At 65.6% G+C, this 18,383-nt stretch carries 15 protein-coding genes and 1 tRNA gene; 4 read left to right on the top strand and 12 right to left on the bottom strand.

The window, feature by feature from the left end; genetic code table 11:
• Positions 1-42: 42 nt before the first annotated feature.
• Positions 43-1,419, bottom strand: coding sequence for a signal recognition particle protein (gene ffh / locus AC5P8R_RS20190; protein ID WP_014036403.1), 1,377 nt, complete (start codon positions 1,417-1,419; stop codon positions 43-45).
• Between the two features lie 122 nt (positions 1,420-1,541).
• On the opposite strand from ffh, the gene AC5P8R_RS20185 reads away from it, so the two are divergent.
• A complete protein-coding gene (locus tag AC5P8R_RS20185) occupies positions 1,542-2,336 on the top strand; it encodes a cytochrome C assembly family protein (RefSeq protein WP_014646399.1) in 795 nt (264 codons plus the stop codon).
• Positions 2,337-2,435: 99 nt separating this feature from the next.
• Here the strand turns inward: AC5P8R_RS20185 and AC5P8R_RS20180 are convergent, their stop codons facing one another.
• The 4 genes from AC5P8R_RS20180 to radA all read right to left on the bottom strand — a co-directional run bounded on the left by AC5P8R_RS20180 (position 2,436) and on the right by radA (position 8,734).
• The gene (locus tag AC5P8R_RS20180; RefSeq protein ID WP_495223767.1) at positions 2,436-2,900 is read right to left on the bottom strand and encodes a YqhG/Tai3 family protein; all 465 of its coding nucleotides are present in this window, start codon (positions 2,898-2,900) and stop codon (positions 2,436-2,438) included.
• A 107-nt stretch (positions 2,901-3,007) separates the two neighbouring features.
• On the bottom strand, positions 3,008-5,314 hold the full coding sequence (locus AC5P8R_RS20175) for a tetratricopeptide repeat protein (RefSeq protein WP_495223766.1): 2,307 nt from the start codon (positions 5,312-5,314) through the stop codon (positions 3,008-3,010).
• A 48-nt stretch (positions 5,315-5,362) separates the two neighbouring features.
• On the bottom strand, positions 5,363-7,222 hold the full coding sequence (locus tag AC5P8R_RS20170; RefSeq protein WP_014646396.1) for an ATP-binding protein: 1,860 nt from the start codon (positions 7,220-7,222) through the stop codon (positions 5,363-5,365).
• Between the two features lie 135 nt (positions 7,223-7,357).
• Positions 7,358-8,734 carry a DNA repair protein RadA gene (radA, locus tag AC5P8R_RS20165; protein WP_014646395.1) on the bottom strand — a complete coding sequence of 459 codons (1,377 nt, stop codon included), beginning with the start codon at positions 8,732-8,734 and terminating at the stop codon, positions 7,358-7,360.
• 149 nt (positions 8,735-8,883) lie between these two features.
• On the opposite strand from radA, the gene AC5P8R_RS20160 reads away from it, so the two are divergent.
• Positions 8,884-10,941, top strand: coding sequence for a putative bifunctional diguanylate cyclase/phosphodiesterase (locus AC5P8R_RS20160; RefSeq protein WP_481441980.1), 2,058 nt, complete (start codon positions 8,884-8,886; stop codon positions 10,939-10,941).
• A 357-nt stretch (positions 10,942-11,298) separates the two neighbouring features.
• On the opposite strand, the gene cyoD is transcribed toward AC5P8R_RS20160, so the two are convergent.
• The 4 genes from cyoD to cyoA are packed head-to-tail and all read right to left on the bottom strand — an operon-like array spanning position 11,299 to position 15,315.
• Positions 11,299-11,640, bottom strand: a complete 342-nt coding sequence (cyoD, locus tag AC5P8R_RS20155; RefSeq protein WP_005415725.1) for a cytochrome o ubiquinol oxidase subunit IV — start codon at positions 11,638-11,640, stop codon at positions 11,299-11,301.
• A complete protein-coding gene (gene cyoC / locus AC5P8R_RS20150; RefSeq protein WP_014646393.1) occupies positions 11,640-12,278 on the bottom strand; it encodes a cytochrome o ubiquinol oxidase subunit III in 639 nt (212 codons plus the stop codon). The genes cyoD and cyoC overlap by 1 nt, the downstream gene beginning before the upstream one ends.
• Entirely contained in the window at positions 12,275-14,272 is a 1,998-nt protein-coding gene (cyoB, locus tag AC5P8R_RS20145) for a cytochrome o ubiquinol oxidase subunit I (protein ID WP_032956371.1), read from the bottom strand. The genes cyoC and cyoB overlap by 4 nt, the downstream gene beginning before the upstream one ends.
• 2 nt (positions 14,273-14,274) lie before the next feature.
• On the bottom strand, positions 14,275-15,315 hold the full coding sequence (gene cyoA / locus AC5P8R_RS20140) for a ubiquinol oxidase subunit II (protein ID WP_014646391.1): 1,041 nt from the start codon (positions 15,313-15,315) through the stop codon (positions 14,275-14,277).
• A gap of 355 nt (positions 15,316-15,670) precedes the next feature.
• Here cyoA and AC5P8R_RS20135 point away from each other — a divergent pair, with 355 nt between their 5' ends.
• Both AC5P8R_RS20135 and AC5P8R_RS20130 read left to right on the top strand, forming a co-directional pair.
• Positions 15,671-16,306 carry a GyrI-like domain-containing protein gene (locus AC5P8R_RS20135; RefSeq protein ID WP_053494910.1) on the top strand — a complete coding sequence of 212 codons (636 nt, stop codon included), beginning with the start codon at positions 15,671-15,673 and terminating at the stop codon, positions 16,304-16,306.
• 13 nt (positions 16,307-16,319) lie between these two features.
• Complete coding sequence (locus tag AC5P8R_RS20130; RefSeq protein WP_014646389.1) at positions 16,320-16,655, top strand: hypothetical protein; 336 nt, start codon at positions 16,320-16,322, stop codon at positions 16,653-16,655.
• A 93-nt stretch (positions 16,656-16,748) separates the two neighbouring features.
• Here the strand turns inward: AC5P8R_RS20130 and AC5P8R_RS20125 are convergent.
• The 3 genes from AC5P8R_RS20125 to AC5P8R_RS20115 all read right to left on the bottom strand — a co-directional run bounded on the left by AC5P8R_RS20125 (position 16,749) and on the right by AC5P8R_RS20115 (position 18,183).
• A tRNA-Thr gene (locus AC5P8R_RS20125) sits at positions 16,749-16,824 on the bottom strand.
• An 85-nt stretch (positions 16,825-16,909) separates the two neighbouring features.
• Positions 16,910-17,236: a hypothetical protein gene (locus AC5P8R_RS20120; protein WP_041863164.1), complete on the bottom strand. Its 327-nt coding sequence runs from the start codon at positions 17,234-17,236 to the stop codon at positions 16,910-16,912.
• Complete coding sequence (locus AC5P8R_RS20115; protein WP_227863666.1) at positions 17,233-18,183, bottom strand: RHS repeat domain-containing protein; 951 nt, start codon at positions 18,181-18,183, stop codon at positions 17,233-17,235. Before AC5P8R_RS20115 ends, AC5P8R_RS20120 begins: the two co-directional genes overlap by 4 nt.
• Positions 18,184-18,383 lie beyond the last annotated feature (200 nt).

Raw genomic sequence — 18,383 nt, 5'->3', positions numbered from 1 at the left:
CGAAGGCTCGGGCGCTACATCACCCTGCGACCGGGGCCGTCATCAACGGAACGGCATGCCGCGGCCGCCCATGGCGCCCATCATGCCCTTCATGCTGCGCAACATGCCCTTCATGCCACCGCCGGCCATCTTGCTCATCATCTTTTCCATCTGCATGTACTGCTTCATCAGCTTGTTGACGTCGGCCGGGGTCACGCCCGAACCCTTGGCGATGCGCGCGCGGCGCGAGCCGTTGAGCAGGTTCGGGTTGCGCCGTTCCTTCTTGGTCATCGAGCCGATGATGGCGATCATGCGCGGCACTTCCTTGCCCTGGCTGACCTGCTGCTTCAGGTGGTCGGGGATGTTGCCCAGGCCCGGCAGCTTGTCCATCAGGCCGCCGATGCCGCCCATGTTCTGCATCTGCTCGAGCTGGTCGCGCATGTCGTTCAGGTCGAACTTCTTTCCCTTCGCGACCTTCTCGGCCAGCTTGGCGGCCTTGTCCTTGTCGACCTGCTGCTCCACCTGCTCGACCAGCGACAGCACGTCGCCCATGTCGAGGATGCGGCTGGCGATGCGGTCCGGATGGAACACGTCCAGGCCTTCCGGCTTTTCGCTGACACCGACGAACTTGATCGGCTTGCCGGTGATGTAGCGCACGCTCAGCGCGGCACCGCCACGCGCGTCACCATCGGTCTTGGTCAGCACCACGCCGGTCAGCGGCAGCGCATCACCGAAGGCCTTGGCGGTGTTGGCCGCGTCCTGGCCGGTCATGGCGTCGACCACGAACAGGGTTTCGGCCGGGTTCACGGCAGCGTGCAGGGCCTTGATCTCGGCCATCATCGCTTCGTCGATGGCCAGGCGGCCGGCGGTATCGACCAGCAGCACGTCGACGAACGACTTGCGCGCGTCGTCGATGGCGGCGCGGACGATGGCCTCCGGCTTCTGGTCGGCGCTGGACGGGAAGAACAGCACGCCGACCTGCTCGGCCAGGGTCTTCAGCTGCTCGATCGCGGCCGGGCGGTAGACGTCGGCCGAAACCACCATCACCTTCTTCTTGCGCTTTTCCTTCAGGTGCTTGGCCAGCTTGCCCACCGTGGTGGTCTTGCCGGCGCCCTGCAGGCCCGCCATCAGGATGATCGCCGGAGCGGGCACATTGAGGTTCAGGTCGCTGGCCTCGGCACCCATCACCGCGGTCAGCTCGTCGCGCACGACCTTGATCAGGGCCTGGCCCGGGGTCAGCGACTTCAGCACTTCCTGGCCGACCGCACGCACCTTGATGCGCTCGATCAGGGCCTGCACCACCGGCAGCGCGACGTCGGCTTCGAGCAGCGCGATGCGTACTTCGCGGGTCGCCTCGCGGATGTTCTCCTCGGTCAGGCGGCCGCGGCCACGCAGGCGCTCGATGGTGCCGGAAAGGCGCTGGGTCAGGGACTCGAACATGCGGCGCAACCTGTCTGAAAGCGGGGGACAATAAGGCAGACAGTATAACGGGTCCGGCTGTCCGCCCGGACTGCGACCACCGGGCCGTCGCCAGCATCACAGGGGTATGCGAAACTGCAACGATGACAATCGTTCTCATCGCCGTCCTGCTCTACCTGGCTGCCAGTGCCCTGCTGGTGCGCGCGCTCGGCCGCGATGAAAGCACCGGCTCTCCCACCTGGCTGTGGCCGGCCCTGCCAGCGATGCTGCTGCATGGCGGTTACCACGTGATGGTGGCGATGCGCACCAACGGCGGGCCGGACATGCACTTCTTCGCCGCGCTGTCGCTGGTCGGCCTGGGCATGGCCTGGCTGACCTCGCTGGTGGGCGCGCGCGGCCGCATGTCGGCGCTGGGCGTGGTGGTGTTCCCACTGGCCGCGGTACTGCTTCTGGCCTATCACGGCTACGGCCACGAGCCGAGCAAGGTGCTGGGCTGGCGCCTGGCCAGCCATGCCTGGCTGGCGCTGCTGGCCTACGCCACGCTGAGCATCGCCGCGCTGCTGGCGATCATGCTGTGGCTGCAGGAACGCGCCCTGCGCCGCCGCGAGTTCCGCCCGTGGCTGCGCGCGCTGCCACCGCTGGCCGACCTGGAATCGCTGTTGTTCCGGGTGATCACGGTCGGCTTCGCGCTGCTGACCCTGACCCTGGTCACCGGCGTGCTGTTCGTCGACGACCTGCTGGCGCAGAAGCTGGTGCACAAGACCGTGCTGAGCGTGCTGTCGTGGATCGTGTTCGGCGTGCTGATGATCGGCCGTCGCCGCTACGGCTGGCGCGGCATGAAGGCGGTGCACTGGACGCTGGCGGCAATGCTGTTGCTGCTGCTGGCGTTCTTCGGCAGCCAGTTCGTGATCGAACTGGTGTTCGGGCATTCGCGATAAAGGCATGCCGACCAACGGTCGGCACCCACCCAACATCACCTGGTAGTGCCGGCCGCTGGCCGGCAACTGGACCGCACCCTGCGTGGATGCTGCCGCCGGTCAGGGCACCGGCTGCGCCAGGATCTTCCGCACCGAACGGCCGCTGTTGGTGAGGATGTCATCGACCTGCCAGCAGCCCTGGCCCTGGCGCACCATCGGCAGACGGGTCACGTAGGCCTTATTCCATACCGCATAGCGCATCTCGACCTGGCCGGCAGTGGCCGAGGCCTCTTTCCAGCGGTAACGCACCGGGGTTTCAATGTCGCCGTCCTGCGCATCCAGCCACGGGTCGGAATCGATCGTGCAGATGCCCTGTTCGCGCTGCTGGCAGGCACGCTCGCCACGCAGTGCCTTGCCGAACGCCGGGCTGACCAGCGCGGGCGGTGGCTCCAGCAGGTCGCCATTGCCGGTCGTGGCCTCGAACAAGGCACGGGCAACGGCCATGGGTTCCTGGCAGGCCGGTGCGGCCTGCACGGTGGGGGTCAGCAGCAGCCCGGCGATCACGAACATCCCTGTCTTTCGCATGTATTCCATTCCCTGGGGGTGATGATGATCCGTTGTAGAGCCGAGCCCATGCTCGGCTGCTTTCCGCGTGGGCCGAGCGCAGGCTCGGCTCTACAGGAGCGTGCAGCTTACAACCCGTAACGCTCGATCACGTCCAGATGCGGCTGGCGGTCCTGGTCACAGGCTTCAGCCAGGCGCAGCCAGCAATGCGGATGCGGCCACGTCGCGGTGTGCTGCTGGAGGAAGCGGTGCAGCGCCAGCGGCGCATGGTCCTGCGGCTGGGCGACGGTGAACAGCAGGCCGGGCAGCGTGCCCCCCTCCCTATCGGGGTCGGTGACGGTGTAGTCCGGGCGGCTGTGCGACCACACCTTCCAACCCTGTGCTTCGGCCGCCTCGACGAAGGCATTCCACGCCTCTTCGCCCGGGTGCGCGCCATCGATCATCCAGCTGCGGGCGAAGCCGCCGCGCTCCAGCACATGCACCTGCGCATAGGTCGGGATGAAATGCTCGCGCGCTTCCTCCTCCTCGGGTGCCGGATGCACCAGTGCGGCATCGAACACCACCCAGTCGCCCACCTGCTGTGCGCGGTTGGACGGCGCATTCTCGACGATGCGCGCGGTCACCGGGCCGCTGCGACGGGCGTAGTACTCCATCGGCTCGCCGTTCTCTTCGCTGCGGATGATCACCCAGCCCCATGGCTCCTCGACCACACCTTCCTGGCTGGACAGCTCCATGCCGATCGCCGCGGCCGAGCGGCGCACCGCGTCCCAGTCGCGCGCCGCGCTGGCCGCACTCATGTGGTCCCAATGCGCGGCGTTCGGCTCGTCCAGCAGCTCCACCAACTGCGCATAGCAGGCCTGGGCCTCACTGAAGCGGCCGGTTTCCATGTACATGCGCGCCAGCGTGCCGCGCGCGCCGTGCGAGCCCGGAGACAGCTCCAGAAGCGATCGGGCCGCCTGCTCCAGCGCCGGCCAGTCGGACACCCGGCGTGCGCGCTGCACGTCGCACCAGTGCGCGAACACCGGCACGCTGCTGCGGTAGACCTCGGCCAGCTGGCGCAGGCCGTCGTCGTCCCCCTGCTCGGCCAGCCAGCGCATCAGCGTGTAGGCTGCGGGACCATCGTTCTGCGCATGGCTGCGTACGAACCGCCACAACAGCGCTCGCGCCTCGGCCTGCGCGCCGCAGGCGCTCAGCGCCGAGGCGGCCATCTCGGCCAAGGCCTCGTCATCGGGCAGCTGCGCCTGCGCCTGCAGCAACCACTGCGCCTCGCGCTCGGGGTCGCGCGCCTGGTTCTGTTCACCCTGCGCGTCCAGCCATGCCAGCAGCTCGCCGGCCGGCACCGGCAGCGGTGCGACATCCGGCAATGCATCGATGCGTGCCGCCAGGCCGGCCACCAGCGCTGCCGCCCCCCGGTCCTGGCGCAGCTGCGCCAGATGGGTACGCGCCAGTTCCAGCTGGCGCAGTGCCACCCAGCGCGCACCACGCTGCAGGGCAAGCTCCAGGCTCAGCGCTGCCACTTCGATCAGCAGGCGATGCGATCCGACCCGGGCGAAGTGCTCGATGATCGTGTTGAAGCGCGTGCCCAGGTCCCACGTATTGCGCGCAGGGTCACGCTGGCACAGCGCTGCGGCGGTGTTCGCCCACAGCCGCCAGTAGTTCGGGGTCAGCTCGCTCCACGGCACCAACTGCTGCAGCGCTTCTTCGTCGCGGCCCAGCTGGGCCAACGCCCATGCCTTGGACAAGCGGCGCGGCACCGTGCAGTTGGCCGGCTCATACTCCCCGGAGGCGGCCACTTCAGCTTCGCGCTTCTCGATCAGCGCCAGTGCCTCGTCGGCGCGGCCGACAGCGAGCAGGATCTTGATCTGCATCTCCGGGAAGCTGTCGAACACTTCCTTGCCACAGGCCTCCACGGCGTCGGCCTGCGCCTGCAGGTAATCCAGTGCCTCCTGGCCACGGCCATCGTCGAGCAGCGCATCGGCTTTCTCGCAGCTCAGGCACTGGAAGCAGGCCCAGCTGGGATCGATGCGGCCGAGGGTCTCGTCGCACACCTCGATGCGCTCGGGCACCCAGCCCGGGCCATCGATGTTGCCGTAGCAGGCGGCCAGGTCCTGGGTCACGCAGATCGACTGCGGGCATTCCAGGGTGTCTTCGCGGTGTGCCCGCTCGAACAGCGAAACGGCTTCGCCAAGTGCGCTCTCGCCTTCAACACGGTTGCCGACGCGGTTGCGCAGCGCCCAGTGGCCGACGTAGACGTCGACCCAGGGGTTGTCGAGCGCCTTGCCCAGTGCGCGTGCTTCGGGCAGCAGTGCATCGACGCGGTCGATCTGCAGTTCACTGACCTCGTCGGCGAGGCGGTTCAGCAGGTGCGCGTTCTGCGCCTGGCCGGCCTGGCGCAGGTCGCCCTGCAGTTTTTCGACCCAGTTCCAGATGTCCATGGGGTAAGTACTCCTGTCTAGCGAAGGCTGGATGAGAGGGCGCGGTGCTCAGCGCAGCATCTGCTGCAGGGCACCGGCGATATCGGTAAAGGCGCCGTTGAGATCCGGGCCCTGCGTGGCGGTCGTTGCCCGGGCCAAGGGACGGCCCTGCGCAGCGACGATGATCTTCAGCGAGCGCAGCAGGCGTGCCGCCGCTTCGGCCTGCGGGTGGCCCTCGCGCTGGGCGCGCAGCAGCGCCTGCACCGCCGGGTTGTCGAGGTTGAGGTACAGCCGCGAGGGTGCGCGCGATTCGATGCGTGCGGTGAACTGGCGCGCCAGGCGCAGCGCCGCCATCGAAACGCGCTTGTCGTTCTCGTCGTCTTCCAGGCGCTGCTTCAGTTCGGCCTCGCGGTCGGGCACCACCACCACCGGCAGTGCTTCCGGGCTGAAACGCGCCGGCAGCAGCTGCTCGCCATCACCCAACTGTTCGCGCAGCCAGGCCAGCTGCGCGTCGTCGAGGCTGTCATCGCTGCGGAACAGTGCGCGATTGCCCTGCTCGGTGCCGAGTTCAACCAGGCGCAGGCCCTTGGCCTGGGCCCAGCGCCGCAGGAACGGCACCACCGCGTAACGATGGCCATGCGCGACCGGCACCCCCATCGCGCGGAACAGCATCTCTTCGAAGCCACCGCCATTGTCGAGGATGACATGCACGGCACCGCGCGCCGGCAGGGCACTGGCCGGCAGGTCGCCCTGCGAGGTCGGCACGCGCACATGCTCCATCAGCAGGTCGAACAGGCGGTCATCGCACAGCGCCGCGCCCAGCAGCGCCTCGTTGTGGCGGCTCAATACGCGTCGCCACGCCTCCGGCTGCTGCCGCGCAACGTCGGCCAGACCATCGATCAGCGCCTCCAGCAAGGCATGTTGCACAGCGCGGTACTGATCATCGCGCTGCAGGTCTTCGCGGCTGGCGGTGGGAGTCAGCCGCGAGGATTCGATCACCCCGCCGATGAAGCCAGCCCACGGCGGCAGCAGGTCACGGGCATCGTCATCCAGCAGCATGCCGCGCACGAACACCGACAGGTTGCGGTTGTCGCTGGTGCCATAGGTGGCACCATCCTGCACCCACAGCAGGCCGGTGGCATCGCTGTTGCCGTCGGCACGCAGCGGCACGGTGACGATCGGCTCGAAATCGTGCTCGAAGCGCGCGGCGAACTGCAGTGCCTGGCGGCGTGCCTGCACCGGGTGCACGGCCACGTCACCCTGCCCCCGCCACGGCGGCGGCTCGGGGTTGAGCGCTTCGGTCGCAGCACCGATGAAGATCGGTTCGGACAGCAGCGCGCAGTAGCGGCCCAGCACCTCATGCAGGCGCGCCTCGTTGGCCAGTGGCAGGAAGTCCGGATGCAGTTCCAGTTCCACCTCGGTGCCGACCGCGCGTGCCGGCACTTCGCTGACGGTGTACTGCTCGGCATTGCTGGACACGTACAGATGGCCCAGCTCCGGCGTCTGGTACGAGGTGGTACGCACGCTGACCCGGCGCGCCAGCACGAAGGCCGACAGGAAGCCGAGGCCGAACATGCCGATCAGGCCTTCATCATCCTCGCCGCCCTGGCGCAGGCCACGGGTATAGCCGACGCCGACGGTGGCCAGGTAGTCGTGGATCTCCTGGCGGGTCAGGCCGGCACCGGTATCGGTGATGCGCAGCACGCCGGCACCGGCATCGACCTGCACCGAAATGCGCGAAGGCACCTGGACGCCGGGCTGCTCGATGCGGCGGCGGATGATCGAGTCGTGCGCGTTCTGCACCAGTTCGCGCAGCGCCACCACCGGGGTGGAATACAGGTGCTTGCCCAGCACCGTCATCAGTCCATTGAGATCGACCCCGGCACGACGGATCTCGGCGTTGGGGGCGGTGAGCGCGGTGTCCTGCATGTAATCGTTTACTCCTGGGCACGGAAAGGCGCCAGAGGGCGCCTTCGTCGAGCGGGAAAAACTAGCACAGCCAGCCTGGCCGTTGCCGTATATGACGTATGTGGAGGCAGGCCCCGCAGCAGTCCCCCCAGTGCCTCACGCCGCGTCGATGGCCTCGGACAGGCGTTCCACCGCGATCACTTCCATGCCTTTCACCGATCCGCCCTTGGGCGCATTGGCCTTGGGCACGATGGCGCGCTTGAAGCCATGGGTGGCGGCCTCGCGCAGCCGGTCTTCGCCATTGGGCACCGGTCGGATCTCGCCGGACAGGCCCACCTCGCCGAACGCAATCGTCTTTTCCGCCAGCGGCCGGTCCTGCAGCGACGACAACACCGCCAGCAGCACCGGCAGATCGGCCGCGGTCTCCTGCACGCGGATGCCACCGACCACATTGACGAACACGTCCTGGTCGCCGACCAGTACGCCGCCATGGCGATGCAGCACCGCCAGCAGCATGGCCAGGCGGTTCTGCTCCAGGCCGACCGCGACACGGCGCGGATTCGACAGCGGCGACGCATCGACCAGCGCCTGCACCTCCACCAGCAGCGGCCGGGTGCCCTCGCGGGTGACCATCACGCAGCTGCCCGGCTGATGGGTGCTGCCGCCGGACAGGAAGATCGCCGATGGGTTGGAGACCTCCTTCAGGCCCTTGTCGCCCATCGCGAACACGCCCAGTTCGTTGACCGCACCGAAGCGGTTCTTGAACGCGCGCAGCAGGCGGAAGCGGCTGCCGCTCTCGCCCTCGAAATACAGCACCGCGTCGACCATGTGCTCGAGCACGCGCGGGCCGGCGATGCCGCCCTCCTTGGTCACGTGGCCGACCAGGAACACGGCGGTGCCGGTCTCCTTGGCGAACCGTACCAGCCGCGCCGCGCTCTCGCGCACCTGGCTGACCGATCCCGGCGCAGCGGTCAGGCTCTCGGTCCACAGGGTCTGCACGGAGTCGGCCACGATCAGCCGCGGGCCGGCCTTGGACGCATGCTGCAGGATCGATTCGACCCCGGTCTCGGCCAGCGCGTTGACCCCGTCCAGCGGCAACTCCAGGCGGTGCGCGCGGCCGGCGACCTGCGCCAGCGATTCCTCGCCGGTGACGTACAGCACCGGCAGTTCGGCCGCCATCTTCGCCACCGCCTGCAGCAGCAGGGTCGACTTGCCGATGCCCGGATCGCCACCGACCAGCACCACCGCGCCCTCGACCAGACCACCGCCCAGCACCCGGTCGAACTCGCCGATGCCGGTGGAGACCCGGCGATGCTCGGTCTGCTCCACGTCCTTCAAGGCGGTGATCTTCGGCGGGTCGATCTTGCCGGCCCAGCCGGCCCGGCGCGAAGCCGGCGCCTTGGCCGCCGCCGCGCTTTCCAGCACGATCTCCGACAGCGAGTTCCAGGCGTTGCACTCGGTGCACTGGCCCTGCCACTTGCTGAATTCGGCGCCGCATTCATTGCAGACGTAGGCGGTGCGGGCTTTTGCCATCGGATGATTTCCAGCAACGGGAACAGGCGTGGCAGGATAGCCGAGCCGGGTCGCAGGTGCTGCGACCACTCAAGTCCTGCCCACCTGCGCCGATAGGGGTCGCGGGCGTGCGCCTTGCGGGCGCCCCTCCCTCCCCCACTGGATTCATCATGACTGGCAGCTACAGTCAGAGCCTGGTCATCATCTCCGTGCTGGTGGCCATTCTTGCTTCGTACACGGCGCTGGACATGGCCGGGCGCCTGGCCACGGCCGAGGGTCGCGTGGCCCGCTGGTGGCTGGCCGGCGGCGCGGCGGCCATGGGCCTGGGCATCTGGTCGATGCACTTCATCGGCATGCTCGCCTTCGACCTGCCGATTCCGGTGGGTTACGACCTTGGCATCACCCTGTACTCGCTGGCGGTCTCGATCGGCGCCTCGGCGTATGCACTGTGGCTGGTGTCGCGGCCCAGCCTGCCGTGGCGCCGGCTGCTGGCCGGGGCCGTGCTGATGGGCCTGGGCATCGCCACCATGCATTACCTGGGCATGGCGGCGATGCGCATGCAGCCCGGCATCGACTACCACCCGGGCTGGTTTGCCGCGTCCATCGCGGTGGCCATCGGTGCCGCCGGCGCCGCACTGTGGATCGCCTTCCGCCTGCGCGCCGAGCGGCGCAACACCCTGCTGCTGCGCGCGCTTGCTTCGCTGGTGATGGGCCTGGCCATCGTCGGCATGCATTACACCGGCATGGCGGCGGCGCGCTTCCCCGAAGGCAGCATCTGTGGCGCCGTCGGCAGTGGCGGCATCGACACGCGCTGGCTGGCGGTGCTGGTGATCGTCACCACCGTGGCCACGCTGGGCATCGCCCTGGTCGCCTCGCTGTTCGACCGGCAGATGCGCGTGCGCACCGGTCTGCTGGCCGATTCGCTGGCGCACGCCAACGACAAGCTGATCCAGGCCGCGCTGCACGACCCGTTGACCCAGCTGCCCAACCGCATGCTGCTTCAGGACCGCATCGAGCAGGCGATCGAGAAGGCGCGGCGCCGCAACCATGCAGTGGCGGTGATGTTCTGCGACCTGGACGGCTTCAAGGCGGTCAATGATGCGTACGGCCACCAGCTCGGCGACCGCCTGCTGGTGGCGGTGGCACAGCGCATCGGCGGCCAGCTGCGACCGCAGGATACCTTGGCCCGCCTCGGCGGCGATGAGTTCGTGATCGTGCTGGCCATCGACATTCCCGACGATGCGGTGGTGGTGGCCGAGCGCATCATCGCCGCGGCCGGCGAACCGTTCCTGCTGGATGCGGCCGAACTGCAGGTCAGCGCCAGCCTTGGCATTGCCCTGTACCCGGATGACGCCGGCAACGAGCGCGAGCTGATGGCCCACGCCGATGCGGCGATGTACCACACCAAGGAAACCGGGCGGAACGGCTACACCTTCTTCACCCCGTCGATGCAGCTCAGTGCCAACCGCCAGCTGCGCCTGCTGCAGGACCTGCGCAAGGCCATCGCCCGCGACGAACTGATCCTGCATTACCAGCCCAAGTTCCCTGCCGCCGGCGCACCGGCCACCGGGGCCGAAGCGCTGCTGCGCTGGCAGCACCCGGAGCTGGGACTGCTGGCGCCGGACGTGTTCATCCCCATTGCCGAGCGCAGCGGCCTGATCCTGCCGATCGGTGACTGGGTATTGGACCGCGCCTGTGCGCAGCTGCGGGCATGGCACCAGGCCGGGCATACGGAATGGACAATGGCGGTGAACCTCTCGCCGCTGCAGTTCGCCTCGCCGGCACTGCTGGACAGCGTGCGCGAGGTGCTGCACCGGCACCGGATCGAACCGGCGCGGCTGACCCTGGAGATCACCGAGACCACGGCGATGAAGGACGTCGATGCCAGCCTCGCGATTCTCAACGACCTGACCGCGATGGGCGTGCACATCGCCATCGATGATTTCGGCACCGGCTATTCCAGCCTGCTGTACCTCAAGCGCATGCCGGCCACCGAACTGAAGATCGACCGTGCGTTCGTGCACGACCTGGAGCGCAATGACGAGGACGCCGCCATCGTCTCGTCGATCATCGCGCTGGGCCGCACCCTGCAGCTGCAGGTGGTGGCCGAGGGCGTGGAGACGCAGGCGCAGCGCGAGTACCTGAGCGAACTGGGGTGTGATCAGTTGCAGGGTTACCACCTGGGCCGACCGATGGACGCCGAGGAATTCCTGCGCCGGGTGGGGTGAGGCGCCAGGTCCGGGGTCGGATCCCTTGCCGCAGGCAAGGGCTCTGACCCCATCCACGCATGGCGTGGATCTCCTGGTAGAGCCGGCCGCTGGCCGGCTTCGCGTAATTGCCGGCCAGCGGCCGGCACTACCACCCTGTGCCGGCCATGCCGGGTGGGATCTCTTGCACAGGCAAGGGATCTGACCCCATCCACGCATGGCGTGGATCTCCTGGTAGAGCCGGCCGCTGGCCGGCTTCGCGTAATTGCCGGCCAGCGGCCGGCACTACCAGCCTGGTGGGTGCATGAAACGCGCAACCACAGCGAACAGAAAGGCCGCCCGAGGGCGGCCTTTCTGCGTGGCAACGTCGCGAGGACGTCAGTGCATCATGTGCACGTTCATGTTGTGCATGACCCACAGGGTGCCGATCACGATGATGCCGATCACCACAACGGTGAAGGCCGCAGCGTTGACGTTCCAGCGGCTTTCCGAAGAGCGGTCCAGGTGCAGGAAGAACACCAGGTGGACCAGCATCTGCAGCACCGCGGTGACCGCGATCACCACACCGTTGACGGTGCGCGAGAAATCACCCGACATCACCATCCAGAACGGGATGACGGTCAGCACCACCGCCAGCACGAAGCCGATCAGGTACGACTTCACGCTGCCGTGGCTTTCGCCGCCGGTGCCGTGGTCGTGTGCGTGGTTGTCATGTGCCATTACAGCGCTCCATTGAGGTAGACGACGGAGAACACGCCGATCCAGATCAGGTCCAGGAAGTGCCAGAACAGGCTCAGGCACGCCATGCGGGTCTTGTTGGTCGGGGTCAGGCCGTACTTCTTCAGCTGCACGAACATCACCAGCAGCCACAGCAGGCCGGCGCTGACGTGCAGTCCGTGGGTGCCGACCAGGGCGAAGAACGCCGACAGGAAGGCACTGCGGTCCGGACCGTAGCCCTGATGGATCAGGTGCTGGAACTCATAGACTTCCATGCACATGAAGCCGAAGCCCAGCAGCCAGGTAACCGCCAGCCACAGGAACATCTGGCCAACCTGCTTGCGGTGCATGGCGATCATGCCCAGGCCGAAGGTCAGCGACGAGGTCAGCAGCAGCGCGGTTTCCCACGCCACGAACGGCAGTTCGAACAGGTCCTTCGCGGTCGGGCCACCATCGGTACCGCCTGCCAGCACCACGTAGGTGGCGAACAGCGAGGCGAAGATGAGGCAGTCGCTCATCAGGTACACCCAGAAACCGAAGACGGTGTTGCCGCCGGTGTCGTGGTGCTCGTGGTCGTCATGGCCATGGGCCGCCGCGTGCGCGGCGTGCCCGTGGCTCAGGGTCGAGGTATTGGTGCTCATGCCTTCAGCTCCGACTTCACCAGGCCCTGGGCTTCCAGGTGCTTGCGGTGTTCGTTCTCGATGCGTTCCACCTCGGCGGCCGGGACCCAGTAGTCCACGTCCTGGTCGAAGGTGCGGTAGATGAACGTGGCGATCATGCCGACGAAGCCGACGATGGCCAGCCACCAGATGTGCCAGATCATCGCGAAGCCGAACACCAGGCTGAAAGCACCGATGACAACGCCCGTGCCGGTGTTGCGCGGCATGTGGATGTCGGTGTACTTGGCCGGCTTCGGCCAGGCTTCACCACGCTGCTTGCGCTCCCAGAAATCGTCCAGCTCGGTGACTTCCGGCAGCGTGCCGAAGTTGTAGAAGGCCGGCGGCGAAGAGGTTTCCCACTCCAGCGTACGGGCATCCCACGGGTCGCCGGTCAGGTCGACGGTCTTCTTGCGGTCGCGGATCGAGACGGCCACCTGGATGATCTGGCACAGGATGCCGGCGCCAACGATGAAGGCACCTGCGGCGGCGATCAGCAGCAGCGGCTCATAGGCCGGGTTGACCGTGCTCTGCAGGCGACGGGTCATGCCCATGAAGCCCAGCACGTACATCGGCATGAAGGTCACGTAGAAGCCGATGAACCAGCACCAGAACGCGCACTTGCCCCAGAACTCATTGAGGCGGAAGCCGAACATCTTCGGCCACCAGTAGGTGATGCCGGCGAACATGCCGAACACCACGCCGCCGATGATGACGTTGTGGAAGTGGGCGATCAGGAACAGGCTGTTGTGCAGCACGAAGTCGATGGCCGGGATCGCCAGCATCACGCCGGTCATGCCGCCGATGACGAAGGTGACCATGAAGCCGATGGTCCACAGCACCGGGGTGGTGAAGTGCACGCGGCCGCGGAACATGGTGAACAGCCAGTTGAAGATCTTCACGCCGGTCGGGATCGAGATGATCATCGTCGTGATGCCGAAGAAGGCATTGACGTTGGCACCGGAGCCCATGGTGAAGAAGTGGTGCAGCCACACGATGAACGACAGCACGCCGATGCAGGCGGTGGCGTAGACCATGCCCTTGTAGCCGAACAGCGCCTTGCGCGAGAAGGTCGCGATGACTTCGGAGAACACACCGAACGCCGGCAGGACCAGGATGTACACCTCCGGGTGACCCCAGATCCAGATCAGGTTGATGTACAGCATGGCGTTGCCGCCACCGTCATTGGTGAAGAAGTGCGTACCCAGGTAACGGTCCAGGGTCAGCAGCACCAGGGTGATGGTCAGCACCGGGAAGGCAGCGACGATCAGCACGTTGGTCACCAGGGCGGTCCAGGTGAACACCGGCATCTGCATCAGCTTCATGCTGGGGGTACGCATCTTCAGGATGGTGATGAAGAAGTTGATACCGCTCAGCGTGGTACCCAGGCCTGCGACCTGTAGACCCCAGATGTAGTAGTCCATGCCGACGCTTGGACTGTATTCGATGCCCGACAGTGGCGGGAATGCCAGCCAGCCGGTGGCAGCGAACTCACCGATCCACAGCGACAGCATGATCAGCACCGCACCGGACACGAACAGCCAGAAGCTGAGCGAGTTGACGAACGGGAACGCGACGTCGCGCGCACCGATCTGCAGCGGCACGGCCAGGTTCATCAGGCCGGTGATCAGCGGCATCGCCACGAAGAAGATCATGATCACGCCGTGGGCGGTGAAGATCTGGTCGTAGTGGTGCGGCGGCAGGTAGCCCTCGGAGCCACCGACGGCGATGGCCTGCTGGGTACGCATCATGATGGCGTCGGAGAAACCGCGCAGCAGCATGACGAAGGCGACGATGAGGTACATCACGCCGATCTTCTTGTGATCCACCGAGGTGAACCACTCCTTCCACAGATAGCCCCACAGCTTGAACTTGGTGATCAGGGCGACGACGCCCAGGCCACCAAGAACCGCGCCGATCAACGTCGTCAGGACGATCGGATCGTGGGGGATCGACTCAAGAGAGAGTTTTCCCAACATGTTCATTCTCCCGAACCCGCGTGGCCGGCATGGCCTGCGTGTTCGTGTTCGTTGGCATCCAGGTTTTCACCCGATTCCTTGGAATCATGCGCATCACTGGGGGCATGGCCCTCGTGCGCTTCATGGGTGGCGGCATCGGCAGCGGCGGCACCGGCATGCGAGTGCTTCATGCCGTAATGCTTGTTGTCGCCCATGTGCTTGGCGATGACCCAGTCGAACAGGCCTTCTTCGGTCTTGCCGAAGTAGGTGACCGGATACCACTCGGCGTTGCGTGCTTCACCCAGCGCCTTGAACGAGGCCTTGTCCAGGGTCTGCTCACCGGCGCGGACCTGGTCCAGCCACTGGCGGTATTCTGCATCGGTGACCGAGTAGGCGGTGAAGTGCATCTTGGCGAAGCCCGCGCCGCTGTAGTGCGAGGACATGCCCGGGAATTCGCCGGTCTCGTTGGCGATCAGGTGGAGCTTGGTCTCCATCGCAGCCATCGAGTAGATCATGCTGCCCAGGTGCGGGATGAAGAACGCATTCATCACCGAATCGGACGTGATCTTGAAGTTCAGCGGCGTGTTGACCGGGAACTTGATTTCGTTGACGACCGCCACCTTCTCTTCCGGATAGATGAACAGCCACTTCCAGTCCAGCGAGATCGCCTCGATGGTGACCGGCTTGACGTCCGAATCCAGCGGACGATACGGGTCCAGTGCGTGCGACGAACGCCAGGTCAGGACCGCCAGCACCAGCACGATCATGCAGGGAATGGACCACACCACCACCTCGATCGCCGTCGAGTGGGACCACTTCGGCTCGTAACGGGCCTTGGTGTTGGAGGCGCGATACTTCCACGCGAACGTCAGGGTCATGATGATGACCGGGATGACGACCAGCAGCATGAGCACGGTGGCCGTGATCAGCAGAGTCTTCTCATCCTGGCCGATCTGGCCCTTCGGACTGAGGATGGCCACCGCATCGCAACCGGTGAGCATCACCAGCAACGACAGCAGCAGGCCCGGGCGCAACCAGCGCCCAAGGGTTTTCAACGGAATCATCGGTCGATCCAATTGCGAGGGAATGCCGTTCCCCGTCCCTGCCTGTTCCGGCCAAAAGCCGGTCCCACCGGTCCGGAAGACAGGCAGGGAGGTGGGGTCGAGTCAGCCTTTCAATTTTAGGCCGTCACCCACCATTTAAGAAAGGCATTGACATTGATCGAGCGCAGGAAAGGCCCGATTCTGGCTGCGACACGTTGTCGCACCGCACGGGTGTGACGGGCGCATGACCCAGGACTGCGTCGCGGCCCCGCGCGCTCGTGGGGCCATTCGCCCTCGTTCGGCAAAGTCACCTGAACCGGTTCAGCGTACTGGCGGGTGCCTGGCGTGGGATGCTCTGCACAGGAGGAAGCCCCCGATGGACAAGATCGACTTCAAGAAGCGCGACCGGGCGCTCTATCAACCGCCCGCCGGCAGGTTCGTACCGGTCGATGTGCCGCCCCTGCCCTACGTGATGGTCGATGGTCGCGGCGACCCGAACACGGCCCCCGCCTACCTGCAGGCCGTGCAGTGGCTGTATTCGGTGAGCTATGCATTGAAGTTCGCGCTGAAGGCCGAAGGGCGCGACTACGTGGTGCCACCGCTGGAGGCGCTGTGGAGCGCCGAGGACCCGGCCAGCTTCATCGCGCGACGCAAGGATGAGTGGGCCTGGACCGTAATGATCCGCACGCCCGAGGGCATCGGTCCTACGCAGTGGCAGGCCGCGATCAGCAAGGCGCGCGCGAAGCTGGGGGATGCGCCGCCCAGCCTCCGCAATGAAATCCTTGCCGAGGGCCCCAGCCTGCAGACCTTGCACGTGGGCGCCTACGACGACGAAGGCCCCGTCCTGGCGCATCTGCATGACGAAGTGATGCCCGCACTGGGTTACACCTTCGCCGGCCCCCATCATGAGATCTACCTGAGCGACCCGCGCAGGACCGACGCGGCGCGGTTGAAAACCGTGCTGCGGCAGCCGGTGCGGCCGATCAAGCCTGATGAGGATTCCGGCACATGACACAAGGAATGCCATGCACCTGATCAACCGACTGCTGCACTGGACCACCCTGCCCGCCGGGCGCCGCCTGATGGCCGTGCTGGGTGCCGCGCTGGTGATCGTGCTGGCCTGCAATCCGGATCTGCTGCCGTTGTTGCCGGTGGTGGATGCGCTGGGCCTGGACGTACTGATGCTGTTGCTGGGTGCGCAGGTGGTGGCGGTCCTGCCTTGGGTGCGGGAGCGGGCCGCGCGTGGGATCAGGGTGCTCGCACACCTGCTGATCGGTGCATCGGCGGGAGCAGCGGGTGGTTATCTCCGGCAGCTCGCGTGGTGGCTGGCACGGGATGCGGGGATGACGAGACGTTGCTGAAGGCTTGCAGCCTTCAGTGAGGTCACCATCCTATGATAACCGGCGGGCGCAAACAAAAAGCCCCGACCAAAGGCCGGGGCTTTTAACTACAACTGGTGCCGGAAACAGGAGTCGAACCTGCGACCTACGCATTACGAATGCGCCGCTCTACCAACTGAGCTATTCCGGCCTAGCTGGACATTGTAGGACTACAAGCAACATGCGGTCAATGGCTGCGCATCTACCCTCTTCATGGGCCAACAAGCCGCTACCAGCTACTGATAGTGGCTTTCACGGATGACCTTGGAACATCGCTGGTCGAGATCAACATGAAATGACTTCAGTCCACCTTCTGGCAGCAGAACCCTGTCATGGACGTGCTGGACTGAGAAGCCAATATCTGCGGTGCCGGAAGACTCCTCCGCAATGCGATACATCTCCCGTTTCCATCCCCTCGTCTCTTGGACGTAAGTCTCGATTGTCGTCACGCATCTTTCTAGCCCTTCCAACCCCTTCTCACCTCGGGGCTCCTTCGCTGCACAGCCGCCTGCCATCAGCAATGAAAACAGCAGCCCCACTTTCAAGATGACTGAGCGTTTCATCTGCGTCCCTCCATGATAGGTACGAACTCATAACCCTCATGACTTCTAATCATCCCAGGCACTCCCATTTCTTCAAGGAACTGATAGTCATACCCGTTAGCTGCAGGGCGATAACCCTCTTCCCGAGTATTCGGGTGAGTATGGAAGAATCCTATAACTCGGCAACCACACTGAAACTCTGAAGGCTTGAAAAGCACATCCTGCCCCATTTGAGCACGAGTACCAGGTTGAGCACGAATCAATTGAGGGGCGCCAACCAGGTTCGGAGCCACGATCCACCCTCCTTGTTCCCGCTTCAGCGATCCAGGTTGCCCCCACAATACAGTTGGCGCATCGGGGTTGGAGTCCTGCCAAGCTCGCTCCATCTGCCGCTTCAGCCCAGGATCTCTCGTCCAAGCAGGATCAGTCGATTGCGGAGAGCGACCGTAACTTGGTGACGCCGAAGTTGACTGCCTGCTTCCCACTGCCCCCGTGCCCATCGTTCCTCGACCTGCAGAAGAACCACCGTATGCCCCCTGCTCCAACTGGCAGTCAGTGTCTTTGCCACATGCTCGCCGGCCATCGGGATCAAAGTAGCGATATGGGTTCGAATTGGCATACCTGTAGCGTCCGAATGCTCCCACCGAATCGCTTTGGGGCGACACCGGATCCACACTAAGGAACACACCAAGGATTGGATCCATATACCGCTGCTGCATGTAACTCAAGCCCGTCGAAGCATCACTCACGTGCCCTGCATAGCCAGGCCCATCAGCAACGGACCCACCAACCACGGCGCCATAGGGCTCATAGGTGGTACGCCGGATAACGCTGCCAGCCGCGTCAGTCTCAGCGACCGGTGACCCTAACGCATCGGTATGGATATAGGTAATCGTCTCCGCAGCAGCCTGATTGAACAGTCCACCCAGAATCAGCGCGGCCCCACCTACGGTTCGACTCACCAGCATCTTCATTCCTGCGTTCATCGCGCCCACCTCAGTTCGACCAGGCCGAGCACGCCTGCGCGTTGCAGGCACGCACCTTGTAACCACCCTGGCAGCGCGTATCGAGGTCGTAGCCGATGCCTTCTGCCCTATAGGTCGCGCCGCCGCTGCTTGAACGCATGTTGTAGTAGGTGGCACCCGGCGACGCATTCCAGATGACCGAG

This window comes from Stenotrophomonas sp. YJH_SMC_73 (genome assembly GCF_059370155.1).
Note: the sequence above shows the minus strand (reverse complement) of the source record. Positions and strands in the feature narration are given on the sequence as shown.